Origin of the sequence: Streptomyces sp. CA-251247 (assembly GCF_050952975.1) — a bacterium.
Classification (GTDB): domain Bacteria; phylum Actinomycetota; class Actinomycetes; order Streptomycetales; family Streptomycetaceae; genus Streptomyces; species Streptomyces achmelvichensis.
Genome location: NZ_CP191861.1, coordinates 696,993 through 712,517, shown reverse-complemented (window position 1 = coordinate 712,517; position 15,525 = coordinate 696,993). Strand labels below are relative to the sequence as shown.

At 70.8% G+C, this 15,525-nt stretch carries 13 protein-coding genes; 10 read left to right on the top strand and 3 right to left on the bottom strand.

All coding sequences use genetic code 11. The features are described from left to right. Positions 1-5: 5 nt before the first annotated feature. Positions 6-1,286, bottom strand: a complete 1,281-nt coding sequence (paaK, locus tag ACQPWZ_RS03095) for a phenylacetate--CoA ligase PaaK (protein ID WP_356703422.1) — start codon at positions 1,284-1,286, stop codon at positions 6-8. A gap of 255 nt (positions 1,287-1,541) precedes the next feature. Here paaK and ACQPWZ_RS03090 point away from each other — a divergent pair, with 255 nt between their 5' ends. Both ACQPWZ_RS03090 and ACQPWZ_RS03085 read left to right on the top strand, forming a co-directional pair. Further along, positions 1,542-2,072, top strand: a complete 531-nt coding sequence (locus ACQPWZ_RS03090; RefSeq protein WP_433570534.1) for a VOC family protein — start codon at positions 1,542-1,544, stop codon at positions 2,070-2,072. Between the two features lie 2 nt (positions 2,073-2,074). Further along, a complete protein-coding gene (locus ACQPWZ_RS03085) occupies positions 2,075-2,266 on the top strand; it encodes a hypothetical protein (protein WP_433570533.1) in 192 nt (63 codons plus the stop codon). A gap of 36 nt (positions 2,267-2,302) precedes the next feature. Here ACQPWZ_RS03085 and ACQPWZ_RS03080 read toward each other — a convergent pair whose 3' ends face one another. Beyond that, on the bottom strand, positions 2,303-3,925 hold the full coding sequence (locus tag ACQPWZ_RS03080) for an acyl-CoA synthetase (protein ID WP_433570532.1): 1,623 nt from the start codon (positions 3,923-3,925) through the stop codon (positions 2,303-2,305). Between the two features lie 176 nt (positions 3,926-4,101). Here ACQPWZ_RS03080 and ACQPWZ_RS03075 point away from each other — a divergent pair, with 176 nt between their 5' ends. From ACQPWZ_RS03075 to ACQPWZ_RS03040, 8 genes are all read left to right on the top strand, one after another. Continuing rightward, on the top strand, positions 4,102-4,911 hold the full coding sequence (locus tag ACQPWZ_RS03075; RefSeq protein WP_433570531.1) for a crotonase/enoyl-CoA hydratase family protein: 810 nt from the start codon (positions 4,102-4,104) through the stop codon (positions 4,909-4,911). A 19-nt stretch (positions 4,912-4,930) separates the two neighbouring features. Beyond that, positions 4,931-5,875: a Zn-ribbon domain-containing OB-fold protein gene (locus ACQPWZ_RS03070; protein WP_340471566.1), complete on the top strand. Its 945-nt coding sequence runs from the start codon at positions 4,931-4,933 to the stop codon at positions 5,873-5,875. Beyond that, positions 5,872-6,924, top strand: a complete 1,053-nt coding sequence (locus ACQPWZ_RS03065) for a thiolase domain-containing protein (RefSeq protein ID WP_340471565.1) — start codon at positions 5,872-5,874, stop codon at positions 6,922-6,924. The genes ACQPWZ_RS03070 and ACQPWZ_RS03065 overlap by 4 nt, the downstream gene beginning before the upstream one ends. After that, positions 6,917-8,098 (top strand): thiolase domain-containing protein, encoded by a 1,182-nt coding sequence (locus tag ACQPWZ_RS03060; protein WP_340471564.1) that lies wholly within the window; start codon positions 6,917-6,919, stop codon positions 8,096-8,098. Before ACQPWZ_RS03065 ends, ACQPWZ_RS03060 begins: the two co-directional genes overlap by 8 nt. 132 nt (positions 8,099-8,230) lie before the next feature. Continuing rightward, the gene (locus ACQPWZ_RS03055) at positions 8,231-8,446 is read left to right on the top strand and encodes a DUF397 domain-containing protein (RefSeq protein WP_383240041.1); all 216 of its coding nucleotides are present in this window, start codon (positions 8,231-8,233) and stop codon (positions 8,444-8,446) included. 454 nt (positions 8,447-8,900) lie between these two features. Then, entirely contained in the window at positions 8,901-9,245 is a 345-nt protein-coding gene (locus ACQPWZ_RS03050) for a hypothetical protein (protein WP_340471563.1), read from the top strand. A 444-nt stretch (positions 9,246-9,689) separates the two neighbouring features. Beyond that, positions 9,690-12,605 carry an ATP-binding protein gene (locus ACQPWZ_RS03045; protein ID WP_356703427.1) on the top strand — a complete coding sequence of 972 codons (2,916 nt, stop codon included), beginning with the start codon at positions 9,690-9,692 and terminating at the stop codon, positions 12,603-12,605. 68 nt (positions 12,606-12,673) lie between these two features. Continuing rightward, on the top strand, positions 12,674-13,174 hold the full coding sequence (locus ACQPWZ_RS03040; RefSeq protein ID WP_340471561.1) for a hypothetical protein: 501 nt from the start codon (positions 12,674-12,676) through the stop codon (positions 13,172-13,174). A 72-nt stretch (positions 13,175-13,246) separates the two neighbouring features. Here ACQPWZ_RS03040 and ACQPWZ_RS03035 read toward each other — a convergent pair whose 3' ends face one another. Then, positions 13,247-15,436 (bottom strand): terpene synthase family protein, encoded by a 2,190-nt coding sequence (locus ACQPWZ_RS03035; RefSeq protein WP_433570530.1) that lies wholly within the window; start codon positions 15,434-15,436, stop codon positions 13,247-13,249. Between the last annotated feature and the right edge of the window lie 89 nt (positions 15,437-15,525).

Here is a 15,525-nt window from a genome sequence, read left to right as displayed (position 1 = left end):
AGTGGTCAGCGGAGGTCGACGATGCGCTTGATCTTGCCGACCGAGCGCTCCAGCGTCTCCGGGTCCACGACGTCGACCGAGACCGACACCCCGATGCCGTCCTTCACGGCCGCGGCGATCGCCCGGCCCGCCTCCGCCCGCTGGTCGGGAGTCGCTCCGGCGCGGGCCTCCGCCCGGACGGTGAGCGCGTCCAGGCGCCCGTCGCGGGTCAGCCGCAGCTGGAAGTGCGGGGCGACATGCGGTGTCCGCAGCACGATCTCCTCGATCTGGGTGGGGAAGAGGTTCACCCCGCGGAGGATCACCATGTCGTCGCTGCGGCCGGTCACCTTCTCCATCCGCCGGAACACCCTGGCCGTGCCCGGCAGGAGCCGGGTCAGGTCCCGGGTCCGGTACCGGATCACGGGCATGGCCTCCTTGGTGAGCGAGGTGAAGACCAGTTCCCCCGGCTCGCCGTCCGGCAGCACCTCGCCGGTGAACGGGTCGACGACCTCCGGATAGAAGTGGTCCTCCCAGATGTGCAGGCCGTCCTTGGTCTCCACGCACTCCTGGGCCACACCCGGCCCCATGACCTCCGAGAGCCCGTATATGTCGACGGCGTCGATGGCGAAGCGCTCCTCGATCTCCCGCCGCATCTCCTCGGTCCACGGCTCGGCGCCGAAGATCCCCACCTTCAGGGAGGTCGTCCGCGGATCGACACCCTGCTTCTCGAACTCGTCGAGCAGGGTCAGCATGTAGGAGGGCGTCACCATGATGATCTCGGGGCGGAAGTCCTGGATCAGCTGCACCTGACGGGCGGTCATGCCGCCGGAGGCCGGGATGACGGTGCAGCCGAGGCGTTCGGCTCCGTAGTGCGCGCCGAGGCCGCCGGTGAACAGCCCGTACCCGTAGGCCACATGGACCTTGTGACCGGGCCGGCCGCCGGCCGCACGGATCGAGCGGGCCACCACATCGGCCCACGTGTCCAGATCGCGCTCGGTGTAGCCGACGACGGTCGGACGGCCGGTGGTGCCGCTGGAGGCGTGGATGCGCCGGACCTCGGACTGCTCCACCGCGAACATCCCGAACGGGTAGTTGTCCCGCAGATCGGTCTTGGCGGTGAAGGGGAAGCGGCCGAGATCGGCGAGGCTGTGGCAGTCCTCGGGGCGCAGACCTGCCTTGTCGAAGGAGCGGCGGTAGAAGTCCACATGGTCGTACGCATGACGCAGGGTCGCCCGCAGCCGTTCGAGCTGCAGCGCCTCGAGCTCCTCGCGGCTCAGCCGCTCCGCCGCGTCCAGCAGGTCCGTCATGCCGGATTCTCCCGTCCCAAATCGGACGACCGATCATTCGGTCGTGGTGCAACGAGATCAGTAATTCAGCCCTGCGGCCGGGCGTCAAGGGATGTGGATGGGCTCGTAGGGACGGCCGTGTTCGGGCCGTCCTGCGCCCCGGGCGGCTCGGCACGAGGCCAAGAGGAGGGGCGTCTGCGGGGTGATCGCCGCCGGAGGGGGGAGGATGCGGGAAGGAAGTTGAATCCCGCATGCATTTTGACGAAGGAGACCGCGATGCCGCAGCCCGAAGGCGCCGAACTGGAAGCCGTGCAGGCACGCCGGGAGCTGCTGAAGCAGCGGTATCTGCGCGCGCCGGAAGACCGGCCCCCGACGACGGTCCGCGGTATCCACCATGTGGCCTTCATCTGCCGCGATGTCGAGGAGACCATCCGCTTCTACCAGGAATTCCTGGGCTTCCCGCTGGTGGAGATCGTGGAGAACCGCGACTACCGCGGCTCGACGCACTTCTTCTTCGACCTCGGCCACGGGAATCTGCTGGGATTCTTCGACTTCCCCGGACACGACCACCCGCCCATCGAGGAGACGATCGGCGGCGTACAGCATCTGGCGCTGTCCGTGGACGCGGAACGGTTCGCCGCGGCACGCAAAAAGCTCGACGACGCTGGCGCCGAGTACCTCGGCCCGGACCGCGGGGTCGAGGACAGCCTCTACCTCCGGGACCCCAACGGCGTTCCCCTGGAGCTGTATCAGGAGCGGCTCGGCGTCTTCAACGGCGAGCGGATCCTCGGAGCAGACCCCTCCTGAGAGTGCTCGGAGGGCGAACAGGCCCTGTCTCCGGCCGCCTTCGTCCCGCAGGCGGCGAGCTGACCGAGTGGCTGCCCCGGCTGACGGACATGTCCCGGCGGGCGGAGCACCGCGTCCCGTTCAACAACTGCTGTGACGACGCGGCCGTCCGGGACGCCGAGTCCATCGAGCGACTTCTCGCCGGGGCGTCCTGAAGGAAGCGCCCCGGCGAGGCATCCGTGTGCGGGCGGTCACTGCCCGGCGGCCTCCGTCGCCACCGTGCGGGCCCAGCGGTAGTCCGCCTTGCCGCTCGGCGAACGCTGGATCTCCTTCGCGATCACCAGCTGGCGCGGAATCTTGTAGCCGGCCAACCGGGTGCGGCAGTGCGACTGGATCTCCTCCAGGCCGGGTTCCGCCGCTCCCTCGCGCACCTGCACCACCGCGGCCACATGGTTGCCCCAGGTGGCGTCCGGCACCCCGGCCACCAGCGCGTCGTACACATCGGGGTGGGACTTGAGCGCCTGCTCGACCTCTTCCGGATACACCTTCTCGCCACCGGTGTTGATGCACTGCGAGCCGCGGCCGAGGACGGTGACGATGCCTTCCTCGTCGACCGTCGCCATGTCGCCGAGCAGCACCCATCGCTCGTCGCCGCGCTGGAAGAAGGTCTCCGCGGTCTTCTTCGGGTCGTTGTAGTAGCCGAGGGGTACATGCCCGCGCTGGGCGATGCGGCCCGGCTCGCCCACCGCGACGGGTTCGTAACTCGCCGGGTCGACCACCTCCGTACGGGAGTTGACCCGCAGGCGGAAGCCCTTCTCGGGGCCGGAGTCCTCCGTCGCGGTGCCGTTGAACCCGGATTCGGACGAACCGAAGTTGTTCAGCAGCATCACGTTCGGCGCCAGCGCGGAGAACTGCGCTCGCACCGTCTCCGACATGATCGCGCCGGACGAGGAGACGCTGAACAACGCGGACAGGTCGGTGCCCTTCAGGGGCCCGTTCAGTGCGTCGATGAGCGGCCGCAGCATCGCGTCGCCGACCAGGGACACACTGGTGACCTTCTCCTTCTCGATCGTCCGGAGCACCTCCTCCGGCACGTACTTGCGGTGGACGACGATCCGCTGGCCGAAGTTGAAGCCGATGAACGCGGTGAGGGTGGACGTGCCGTGCATCAGCGGGGGAGTGGGGAAGAAGGTGATCCCCTCACCGCCCGCGGCCACCCGCTCGGCGAGCTCCGCGGGCGAGGAGACCGGCTCGCCGGTCGGCGCACCGCCGCCCAGGCCGGAGAAGAACAGATCCTCCTGACGCCACATCACCCCCTTGGGCATGCCGGTCGTGCCGCCGGTGTAGATGATGAACTGATCGTCGGCGGACCGCTGTTCGAAGCCTCGTCCGGGTGATGCGCCGGCCGTCGCCTCGGCGAAGGGAACGGCGTCCAGGGGCGGTGCGTCCGGCGGGGGCGTGCCCACCCGGACGAGATGCCGCAGCTTCTGTGTCTTCGGCAGCGCGGCCGCGACCCGCCGGGTGAACTCCGCGTCGAAGACCAGGGCCGCGAGGTCGGCGTCGCGGTAGAGGTAGACGAGTTCCTCTTCCACGTAGCGGTAGTTGACGTTGACCGGTACGACTCTCGCCTTGAGGCAGCCGAGCACGGTCTGCAGATACTCGATGCCGTTGTAGAGGTGCAGGCCGAGATGGTCGCCGGGTCCGATGCCCGCGCCGATCAGGTGGTGGGCGACACGGTTGGCCGCGGCGTCGAGCTCCGCGTAGGTGAGCCTGCGTTCGGAGCCGGTGCCGGGGTGGTCGATGTAGACAAGCGCCTCGCGGTCGGGGACCACGTCGACGACCGACTCGAACAGGTCGGCAAGGTTGTACTCCACCGTTCCTCCTGACCGCGGCGCATCCCCGGCGAACTCCGGCTCGGCGGTCATTAGAGCGCCGGGGGACACAACTGGGAAGGGGCGCCGCAGAAGAAATCTGACTGGGTGTCAGAAAACTATTGAACTGGGCCCCGGCCTACTGCAACCTGTTCCAGGTCGAGACGGGAGGTCCGCACATGGACGAACGAGGTGGAACCGAGCACCTCACCGTGCGGCGCGAAGGCGCCACACTCGTGCTCACCCTGAACAGGCCCGCGGCGAAGAACGCCCTCTCACTGCCGATGCTGGTCGGCCTTCACGACGGCTGGATCGAGGCCGACGAGGACGACTCCGTGCGCTCCGTCGTGCTCACCGGCGCCGGCGGAGCCTTCTGCGCCGGCATGGACCTCAAGGCACTCGCCGGCCGGGGGATGGACGGAGAGCAGTACCGCGACCGGATGAAGGCCGACCCGGATCTGCACTGGAAAGCCATGCTCCGCCACTACCGCCCCCGCAAACCGGTGATCGCCGCCGTCGAGGGCGCCTGTGTGGCCGGCGGCACCGAGATCCTTCAGGGCACCGACATCAGGGTCGCGGGCCGCAGCGCCACCTTCGGACTGTTCGAGGTGAAGCGAGGACTGTTCCCCATCGGCGGCTCGACCGTACGGCTCCAGCGCCAGATCCCGCGCACCCACGCCCTGGAAATGCTGCTGACCGGCCGGCCCTACAGCGCCGAGGAGGCGCAGGGGATCGGGCTCATCGGCCACGTCGTCCCCGACGGGACGGCGCTCGACAAGGCCCTCGCCGTCGCCGAGCGGATCAACGCCTGCGGTCCGCTCGCCGTCGAGGCGGTGAAGGCATCCGTCTACGAGACCGCCGAGATGACCGAGACCGAGGGACTCGCCGCTGAACTCAAACGCGGCTGGCCGGTCTTCGACACCGAGGACGCCAAGGAAGGCGCCCGCGCCTTCGCCGAGAAGCGCGACCCCGTCTACCGCCGCGCCTGACCCGAGGGAGAGACCCCGGATGCCCGAGCTGCTGAGCGCCCCGCTGGTCGTCGAGTTCCCTTTCACCCGCTCACTCGGCCCCGTACAGAGCGCCTTTCTCACCGGACTGCGCGAGCGGACGGTCCTCGGCGTACGGACGGAGGACGGCCGGGTGCTCGTACCGCCCGTCGAGTACGACCCGGTCACCGCCGAGGAGATCCGCGACCTGGTCGAGGTCGGCTCCTGCGGGACCGTCACCACCTGGGCCTGGAACCCGGCCCCCCGCCGCGGTCAGCCCCTGACGGAGCCGTTCGCCTGGGTGCTGGTGCGGCTCGACGGCGCAGACACCTCCCTCCTGCACGCCCTCGACGCACCCGGGCCCGAGGCCGTCCGCACCGGCATGCGGGTCCGCATCCGCTGGGCCGGGGAGCGGACCGGCGCGATCACCGACATCGCCTGCTTCGAGCCGTACGACGGCGAGCCCGAGGCCCACGGCACGGACCACACCGGGCAGTTCGACGACGCTGTCACCGGCATCGTGGCGCCCGCCCGGCTCGACTACGTCTACTCGCCCGGCCGTGCCCAGACCGCGCACATCGCCGCGCTCGCCGACCACCGGACCGTCGGTGAGCGCTGCCCGTCCTGCCACAAGGTCTATGTGCCGCCCCGCGGCGCCTGCCCCACCTGCGGCGTCGCCACCACGGACCGCGTCGAGGTCGGTCCCCGCGGCACGGTCACCACCTACTGCATCGTCAACATCAAGGCCAAGAACCTCGACATCGAGGTCCCGTACGTCTACGCCCACATCGCCCTCGACGGGGCCGACCTCGCTCTGCACGGGCGCATCGCCGGGATGCCCTACGACCAGGTGCGCATGGGGCTGCGGGTGGAGCCGGTGTGGAAACCGGGCGGCCGCCACCCCGACCACTACCGCCCCACCGGCGAACCCGACGCCGACTACGACACCTACAAGGAGCTGCTGTGACGCACGACGTGGCGATCGTCGCCTTCGCGCAGACGGACCACCGGCGCCGCAGCGACGACCTCTCCGAGGTCGAGATGCTGATGCCGGTCCTCCACGAGGTCCTCGCGCGGACCGGCCTGAAGACCGGTGACATCGGCTTCACCTGCTCGGGCTCCTCCGACTATCTCGCCGGACGGGCCTTCTCCTTCACCATGGCCCTCGACGGCGTCGGCGCCTGGCCGCCCATCTCCGAGTCCCATGTGGAGATGGACGGCGCCTGGGCGCTGTACGAGGCCTGGGTCAAGATCCTCACCGGAGAGGCCGACACCGCACTCGTCTACTCCTACGGCAAGTCGTCCCCCGGCCAGGTGCGGGACGTCCTCACCCGCCAGCTCGACCCCTACTACCTCGCCCCGCTCTGGCCCGACTCGGTGGCGCTCGCCGCACTCCAGGCGCAGGCGCTGATCGATGCCGGAGGCGCGGACGAGCCGGAGCTGGCAGCCGTCGCCGCCCGCAGCCGCGACGACGCCCGGACCAACCCGCACGCCCAGCTCACCGGATCGGTCCCGCAGGGCGAGTACATCGTCCAGCCGCTGCGGGCCGGGGACTGTTCCCCGATCGGGGACGGCGCCGCCGCCGTGATCCTCGCGGCCGGGGACCGTGCCCGCGACCTGTGCGAACGACCCGCCTGGATCCGGGGCATGGACCACCGGATCGAGGCCCACAGTCTCGGCGTACGCGATCTCACCGACTCGCCCTCCACCCGGCTCGCCGCACAGCGCGCCGGAGCCTTCGAGCGGCCGGTCGACACCGCCGAACTCCACGCACCGTTCAGTTCCCAGGAAATCGTCCTGCGGCGAGCCCTCGACCTCGACGACAGCGTGAGGGTCAACCCGTCCGGCGGAGCGCTCGCCGCCAACCCGGTCATGGCCGCCGGCCTCGTCCGGCTCGGCGAGGCCGCCGCCCGCATCCACCGCGGCGAGTCCGACCGGGCACTCGCCCACGCCACATCCGGCCCCTGCCTCCAGCAGAACCTGGTCGCCGTCCTGGAAGGGGAGGACCGTGCCTGACACCGCCCGAGGCAAGGAACCCGTCGCCGTCGTCGGCGTGGGCCAGACCAAGCATGTCGCCGCCCGTCGGGACGTCTCCATCGCCGGCCTGGTGCGCGAAGCCGCCCGCAGAGCGCTCGACGACGCCGAGCTGACCTGGGCGGACATCGACGCCGTGGTGATCGGCAAGGCCCCCGACTTCTTCGAGGGCGTCATGATGCCGGAGCTCTATCTCGCCGATGCGCTCGGCGCCGTCGGCAAACCGATGCTGCGGGTGCACACCGCGGGCTCGGTCGGTGGCTCCACCGCCCTCGTCGCCTCCAACCTGGTGGCCTCCCGGGTGCACGGGACGGTCCTGACCCTCGCCTTCGAGAAGCAGTCCGAGTCGAACGCCATGTGGGGCCTGTCCCTGCCGGTCCCCTTCCAGCAGCCGCTGCTCGCGGGAGCCGGCGGCTTCTTCGCCCCGCACGTACGCGCCTACATGCGGCGCACCGGAGCCCCCGACACGGTCGGCTCCCTGGTCGCCTACAAGGACCGCCGCAACGCGCTGAAGAATCCGTACGCCCATCTCCACGAGCACGACATCACGCTGGAGAAGGTCCAGGCCTCCCCGATGCTGTGGGACCCGATCCGCTACTCCGAGACCTGCCCCTCCTCCGACGGCGCCTGCGCGATGATCCTCACCGACCGGGCCGGGGCCGCGCGCGCCCCGAACCCGCCTGCCTGGGTGCACGGCGGCGCGATGCGCAGCGAACCGACGATGTTCGCCGGCAAGGACTTCGTCTCCCCGCAGGCCGGCAAGGACTGCGCCGCCGACGTCTACCGGCAGGCCGGCGTCACCGACCCGCGCCGGGAGATCGACGCCGTCGAGATGTACGTCCCCTTCTCCTGGTACGAACCGATGTGGCTGGAGAACCTGGGCTTCGCCGCCGAGGGCGAGGGCTGGAAACTGACCGAGTCCGGCGTCACCGAACTCGACGGGGACCTCCCCGTCAACCCGTCGGGCGGTGTGCTGTCCACCAATCCGATCGGCGCGTCCGGCATGATCCGCTTCGCCGAAGCCGCACTTCAGGTACGCGGCCGGGCGGGAGAGCACCAGGTCGAAGGAGCCCGCAGAGCGCTCGGGCACGCGTATGGCGGAGGGTCGCAGTTCTTCTCGATGTGGCTCGTCGGCGCGGAGCCGCCCCGCACCTGACGCGTACTTCCGGCCCCGGTGGCTCCCGGCCTTCTTCCGCGGCCTGTCGGTGACCGGGGACGATCGCTAGTCTGAGGCCGGAGACAATGCGGGAGGAGCACGGACGTGGCCGAGAGCACGACCACCACGCAGATGTTTTCGGGCTGGGACAAGCCTGAACTCGACCTCACCAACGCCGACTGGCAGTCCGGCAGTCAGGGAACGGGGGATGTCCAGATCGCCTTCGTGGAGGGCTTCATCGCGATGCGCAACGGCGGACGGCCGGAGAGCCCGTCCCTGATCTTCACACCGGCGGAATGGCGAGCCTTTGTGCTGAACGCCCGCGGTGGGGAGTTCGACCTCACCTGACGGCTTGCGCCGGCCCTTTCCCCACTCCCGCCCGCCCTCGATCCCGATCGCTGCCGCGGTGGTCCGACCGCCGCGGCCCGTAAGCGATGCCGCGCCGCCCCTCGGGTCGGCGTGCGATTCGGGACGAGGGCCGGGGAGGCGCCTGCTCCGGATCACCTGCCCGCCCGTGGACCCTGGCCGCCTGCTTGCGTTCTCCGGGCTGCGGTGCGGGCTGACTGATCCTGCCGCCGTGCGCGCGGCCTCACGTCCCGTACGGCTCGTCCGTATGACGCGTCACTCGCGCGCCGCGAGCGGTACGCCGCCGACGGAGCAACGGCCCCACCCGTACACACATACGGGCCTACACGTGTGAGTGAACGCTGCGGGGACTTCTCCCGTATGACTCTGCATGCCCCGCACGCCGGGGTGCGCAGCGTCCCGCGAGGATTCCGTTCCAACAGCGTGAGGATCAGCCATGAATGACGCCATCAACCCGTCTCTCCAAGCCCTCCCTGACGGGCAGGCCGAACTCCGCCTGGTGGTCCGCCTGCAATGGGAGGACGTCGCCGCGCTGGGTCAGGAAGCGGGTCGGCTGTCGGCCCAGATGCAGCGCCCCGTGAGCCTCGACGAAGCCGTCGGCCACCGGCTCCGCTCGCGGACGACAGCGAGCCATGCCAGGCCCGCGGCGACCCAGCAGGCCGCACCGTCGTCCGTCTCCTCGCTCACCGGACGATCACCCGGCGAACACGCACGGCAGGCGATAGAGAAGATCAACGGAACCGCCGGCCCCGGAATGAGCCCGACCCAGACCTCCGCCTAGGCCCTGTCCGGGCGATCTTGTCGGGCCTGTGACGACAGCTACGGCACCTCGCTGTGTTGTCGGAGTCGCCCGAGTACGCCCAGTACGAGGACGATCTCCCCCAGCCTCCGGCGGGGGTGCCCCCACCGCCGTGCGATGTACCGCATCCGACGCCGCAGGCTGATCCTCGAAGATCGCCCGGACAGGACCTAGTCCACGCGGTCCTGCGCCCACGGCGGCCGCTCGTCACCAGGCAGCGCCGGCCCACCGCACGCGGGCGTACCCATGTGCGGCGGGCCGGACCGCAGAACTCCCCACGTACCCACAACTCCCATTCCGGACACGCACGTTTCGCAAGGACAGGTCCCTGAGAGCGCGCGCGGGCGTACGCTGAGGTGCCTCAAGGACGTGTGTCCGGCGGCCCCTTCACCGCGCCGGGAGCACGCCCGGCCGTGGGGGTTACAGATGACGCGACGTGCCGGCGGGACAAGACGCCGACTCTTCGAGCGTGAGGCCGAACTGGCCGCCGTCGACGAAGCTCTCGACGAGCTCACCGGCTTCCGGACGGACGACCTCGACCCGCCCGAGCGGCCGCGCGGCGCGCTGCTCGCCTTCGCCGGCCCCGCGGGTCTCGGCAAGACGACGCTGCTCAACGAGGTGCGCCGACGGGCGGCCGCCAAGGGCTGCACCGTTCTCTCCGCGCGCGGCGGCGAGCAGGAGCAGCAGGTCGCCTTCCACGTCGCCCGCCAGCTGATCCAGCCGCAACTGGCCGGCACCTCCGAGGCCGCACTGCGCATGCAACTGGGCAGCTGGTACGCCATCGTGGGCCCCGCGCTCGGCCTGTGCACCGCGGACGCGGGCGCCCCGCCCGACCCGCAGGGCCTGCGCGACGGGCTCGACTGGGTCCTCACCCACCTCGCCGTGCAGCGCGCCCCGCTCGTCCTGGTCCTCGACGACGCCCACTGGGCCGACCCCGAGTCGCTGAGCTGGCTCGCCGCGTACGCACCCCGCGCGGAAGAACTGCCGATGCTGCTCGTCGTCGCCTACCGCCCCGACGAACTCCCCGACCACGCCCAGCAGTTCCGGGGAATCACCGGGAGGGCCGGACAACGCCCCATCGATCTCGCACCGCTGACCGCCCCCGCCGTGGGCCATCTCGTACGCGACCGGCTCGGCGCGCATGCCGACGACGCGTTCTGCCGCGAATGCTGGGCCGTCACCGCGGGCAACCCCTTCGAGGCCGTCGAACTCACCGCCAAGGTCAGCGACCGCGGCATCGAACCCCTCGAAGCCGGCGCTCACCTGCTGCGCGACCTCGCCGCCGCAGTCAAGGGCAGCGGGCTCGTCTCCCGGCTGGAGCGGCTCGGCACCTCCACCGTCCGCTTCGCCTGGGCCGGGGCCGTCCTCGGCACCGAGATCCAGCCGTCGCTCGCCGCGTCCGTCGCCGGCCTCGGCAGTGAGGCGGCGGCCGACGCCGCGGACCGGCTGCGCGACGCCCGTATCCTCACCGGCTCGGACACCCTCGAATTCGTCCACCCGCTGATCGCCACCGCCGTCTACCGGGCCATTCCCGACGCTGTGCGCGTCGCGCTGCACGGCCTGGCCGCCTGGGCGGTCGTCGACGCCGGGCTCGGCTCGTCCGCCGCCGCCCGCCACTTGATGGAGGCCCACCCCGACGGCGATCCCTGGGTGGTCCAGCAACTGCGCCGGGCAGCGGGCGAGACACTGCGCGCCGGTGCTCCGGACGCCGCCCGCCGCTTCCTCGCCCGCGCACTGCGTGAACCCCCCGCCTTCGACGACCGGGCCGCCGTCCTGTACGAACTGGGCTGCGCCTCCCTGCTCACGGAGCCCGCCACCACTGTCAACCATCTGCGGGCCGCACTCGAAGAACCCATCACGGACCCAGCCCTGCGTCAGGCCATCGTCTACCGCCTCTCCCAGGTCCTCGCCCACTCCGACCGCCTCGGTGAAGCCTGCGACACCCTCGCACGCGAGACCCGCCGCTCGACCGACCCGCGCACCCGGCTGCGCATGCAGTCCGAGAAGTTCATGTGGGACGCGTTCCGCGCGGACGAACCCGACTCTCCGGCCCGCTCGCGGCGGCTGGCCCGCCTCGCCGACCGCCTCTCCGGCACCGACCTCACCGAGCGGTACATCATCGGGCTGCGCGCCTGGGACGCCACGCTGCGCGCAGAACCCGCCTCCGTCGCGCTCCACCATGCCGAACGCGCCCTGGAGGGCGGCCTGAGCTGGGCCGTCGAGGACCGCGGCTTCGAAGTTCCGGTGCTCGTCGCCCTCGCCTTCCTCTACGCGGACCGGCCCGGCCGCGCCGAGGAACTGTTCGCGGCCGGTACGGCGGAGTTCGAGCGCCAGGGCTGGCGCGGCGCCCATCTCTCCTTCGCCTACACCCTGCTGGCGTACATCCGCTACCGGCGCGGACGGCTCGCCGAGGCCGAGGACTTCGTCCGGGCCGGACTGCGTCTCGCCGAGCGCGTGGGTCCCCGCACCCCGGCCGCGTGGTACGCCGTCGGCACCCTCATCGAGGTACTGCTGGCCCGCGGCCGCACCGACGAAGCGATCACCGTCGCACAGGACCACGGCTTCGGCGAGCCCTTCCCCGCGGCCGTCACCTTCCCCGACTCGCAGTCCGTGTACGGCGAACTGCTGCTCGCCCGTGGCCGCACCAAGGAGGCGGCGGTCGAGCTCGCCGCCGTGGGCCGCCGGCTCGACCCGCGCGGTATGCGCAACCCCGCCTGGTGCCCCTGGCAGCTCCATCTCGCCCTCGCCGAGGCCCACGACGCACCGGAGAGAGCGCGGGCCATCGCCCTCGACGCCGTCGAGCGCGCCCGCCGCTACGCCGCCGCCTCCGGCATCGGTCAGGCACTGCGGGTCGCCGCCGAGGTGTCCGACGGCAGCGAGCGCACCGCCTTCCTGCGGGAAGCCGTCACCTGCCTCGAACGCTCACCGGCCGCGTACGAACTGGCCCGCGCCCTCGTCGGCCTCGGCGCCCATCTGCGCCGCACCGGCCACCCGAAGGAGGCCGCGGAGTATCTCTACCGAGGACTGGAGGCCGCCGGTCAGTGCGACGCCGACGGGCTCGCGGACACCGCGCGCGACGAGCTCGCCGCCGCGGGGCTGCGCCCCCGACGGCTGCGCGCCATAGAGACGGACGCCCTCACCACCCGGGAGCGGACCGCGGCCCTGCTGACCGTGAAGGGGGATGACGCGGCCGCTGTGGCCGCCGCCCTGCACCTCGACGAACCCGCCGTGATCAAACTGCTCTCGGCCGTCTACCGCAAGGTCGGCACCGACGAGGCGGGACTCGCCGCGGCACTCGGCGAGGACACCGAAGAGGCGACGGTCGGCGGGCGCGGAAGGTGACCGAACAGTAGCCCGAAGGCACCCGGCCCCGGCTCTGGCGCACCCCCGCGGACACGTACCATGGCGGTATGTCCTTCCTCCGCCGCCGCAGCGCCGCCACTCCCGCGGGTCCGGACTTCGACGTCCTGGCCATGGACCCGGGAGACTGGCCCGGCAACCTCGGCGCGGGCCTCCTTCCCGCTCCCGACGGTTCCTGCCAGGGTGTCTTTCTGCGGTACGACCTGTTCGGCGGCCGCGGCCCGGCGATGATCATCGGCAATCTCCCGGAGGGCTCGCCCGCCCGAGAGGTCGACGAGGGACAGATCCCGTTCGAGGTGGCGCAGCTGCTGCTCGCCCTGGAGAACGAGGAGCCCGTCGAGGTCGTCGAGACCGAGGACCTGCCGGTGATGCAGGGGGACAATCTGCTGATCGTCCGCAGGCTGAAGCTCTCCGAGAGCCGTATCTCCTGTGTCCAGTTCGACCGCAGCGATAATGTGCTGGTCACCATCGCCAGCTGGGACCGTCCGATCACGGACGACCTGTACGCGCTGCTCAAGCCGCTGCCCGCGGAACTCTTCCAGCAGGGCTGACCCTCCGGCGCTCCTGCCGTTGCGGGGCCGCGAAACCCGTCCGGCTCCGCGGCCCGTGTCCGTCCGCCGCCGCTATCGCGTGAGCATCGCGGCCACCCGCATCGCCGAGGTGCCGAGCCCGGTCGGCTCCTTCAGCAGCGTCGTTCCCGCGCCCGTGCGCAGATCCTCCGCCTTGTAGCGGCGCACCCCCCGGTGCCAGTTGAGGATGCCCGCCAGCCAGTCCTCCAGCTCGTGCACATAGGTGTCGAGGGCGGCCCTTGCGTCCTCATCGAGTGCGAAGTCCTCGTACAGCAACGGCAGTTCCCGCTCCTTGACGTGCAGGAACTGGCGGAGCCGGCCGCGCATCAGGTCGTCGACGATGGAGACCGCGGTCGGATAGTCGCAGTCGAAGAACGTCTGCACCACCAGGACCGCGTTGTGCACCTCACCCTCGACCTCGATCTCCTTCTGGTAGGAGAAGAGATCGTTGATCAGAAAGGCGTAGTCCGCCGCGGCGTTCTCCAGGCTCCGCACCGTCCCGCTGCGCAGCACCTCCGGTGGCAACTCTCCCTCGTGCCGCAGCCGGCACAGACTCATCGTCAGGTCCGACCCGAAGGTCAGCCGCCGCATCTCGATGTAGTCGACCGGGTCGGGGACGCGGTGCTGCGCCTGGTTGTGCAGCTCCCACAACCAGCTCTCGATCATCACTTCGATCGCCCGGCGCAGCTTCACCCGGGCCCCGGCCTCCATGGGGCCGGTGGTGCGCTCCCACAGATCGGCGAGCGCCCGCTCCATCGGGCTGACGGCCAGGGCCGCGCCCGCGGCCGGTTCGTCGACGGGCATACAGGCAAGCAGCCGCTCGTTGCACAGTTTCGCCCCGACGAGATTGCGGGGGCGGCCGAAGACGAGAGGGTAGTAGTCATCGCCGTAGGTGCCCCAGGTCAGCCACTCGGCGCTGAGCTCCAGTTCCTCGGCCGTGGCGTCAGGGTCCAGGCCCGCCGAGCACAGCGCGAAGTCGAAGCCCCGCAGCATCGGCCCGTCCCAGATGTCCCCGAGCAGGCCCATGCGGTCCGCCCAGGCGACCGACTTGTCGAGCGCGTCCCGGTGGTGCGGACTGATCGAGAGAGGGAACGGCAGGTCGAAGTCGGGCAGCAGCGAGGGTCCGACCCGCTGGTGCGGAAGGTGGGCGCGGCCACGCAGCCGCGATGCCGCGGGACGGCCGAAAAGGGTCGTGATGTCGAGGGCCGAGGTGCCCAGGACCCCGCCGACGTGTGAAGGCGGCCCGGTGTTCACGCCCTCGTTCATATAGCGGCTGGAGCGCATGTGCCACTCATGACCACCGGACTGCCAGTCCTGAAGTCCCTTGGTGTACGCGGCGATCGCGGCGCAGTCGACCGGAGTCAGGCCCTTCTCCACGCAGAGGCCGGGGACTTCGGTCAGCGCGGTGTTCTCGAACTGCTGGACCCGGGAGGTCAGCAGGTCGTTGACCGCCTCGGCCGCCTCCTGCGTCGTACACCCCAGGAAGGTCTCCAGCACGAGCACGCCGTTGCTCAGCTCACCCTCGTCCTCCACCTCGCGCTGGTAGGAGAACAGGTCGTTGCGCAGATGGACACCGTCGGAGAACGCGTCCCGCAGCACCCGCAGCGGACGTGAGTCCGCAACGGCTTCGGGCACTTCGGCGCCCGCCGCGTACTCCACGAGCCCCGCCGACCAGGGTGCGCCGCCGACCTTGCGGCGCATCTCGATGTACTCGACGGGGTTGGAGATCCGCCCCTCGTTGATGTTGGTGAGCTCCCACATCGACTCGTTGAGAAGGTTCGCCGTGGACTCGGCGAACCTGGTCCGCCAGCCGTCGGACATGCTCGGCACGGTCCGCGCCCACAGATCGGCCAGTCCCGCCTCCACCGGGTTCTGCGGCTCCGGGACACCGGCCGTGGAGCCCATCGGCATGAAGGCCGGCAGGCGGTCCAGATACGCCTTGCCGCCCTCACGGTCCTGGCTGCGCTTGAAGACCTCGAGGAAGTGGTCGTCGAAGAAGAAGACCCACACATACCAGTCGGTCACCAGGGACAGCGCCTCGGCGTCGCAGTCGGGGTGCGTGTAGGCGCACAGCAGCGCGTAGTCGTGCGCGTCGAGATCGGCCTCCTCCCAGATGCCGGACCCCTCCAGCATCCCCATGCCGCGGGCCCACTCCCTGGTGTGCCGCCGTGCCTCCTCGACATGAGGGTTGAGCCGTGCCGGATACGGGACGTAGAAGTCCGGCAGTACGAAGGGCTGTGCCATCTGCGCGTGGGCCTTTCGGTGAGCATCCGCGCGAGCGCGGACCGGGTGGACGGGCGAGGCCTACCCGTCCCTCGGACGGCCCACGCACA

Bases quoted from the DNA above. Each gene is read 5' to 3' on its own strand.
- ACQPWZ_RS03090 (WP_433570534.1), top strand. From the start codon at position 1,542: ATGCCGCAGCCCGAAGGCGCCGAACTGGAAGCCGTGCAGGCACGCCGG.
- ACQPWZ_RS03070 (WP_340471566.1), top strand. From the start codon at position 4,931: ATGCCCGAGCTGCTGAGCGCCCCGCTGGTCGTCGAGTTCCCTTTCACC.
- ACQPWZ_RS03045 (WP_356703427.1), top strand. From the start codon at position 9,690: ATGACGCGACGTGCCGGCGGGACAAGACGCCGACTCTTCGAGCGTGAG.
- ACQPWZ_RS03055 (WP_383240041.1), top strand. From the start codon at position 8,231: ATGTTTTCGGGCTGGGACAAGCCTGAACTCGACCTCACCAACGCCGAC.
- ACQPWZ_RS03040 (WP_340471561.1), top strand. From the start codon at position 12,674: ATGTCCTTCCTCCGCCGCCGCAGCGCCGCCACTCCCGCGGGTCCGGAC.
- paaK (WP_356703422.1), bottom strand. From the start codon at position 1,286: ATGACGGACCTGCTGGACGCGGCGGAGCGGCTGAGCCGCGAGGAGCTC.
- ACQPWZ_RS03050 (WP_340471563.1), top strand. From the start codon at position 8,901: ATGAATGACGCCATCAACCCGTCTCTCCAAGCCCTCCCTGACGGGCAG.
- ACQPWZ_RS03035 (WP_433570530.1), bottom strand. From the start codon at position 15,436: ATGGCACAGCCCTTCGTACTGCCGGACTTCTACGTCCCGTATCCGGCA.
- ACQPWZ_RS03075 (WP_433570531.1), top strand. From the start codon at position 4,102: ATGGACGAACGAGGTGGAACCGAGCACCTCACCGTGCGGCGCGAAGGC.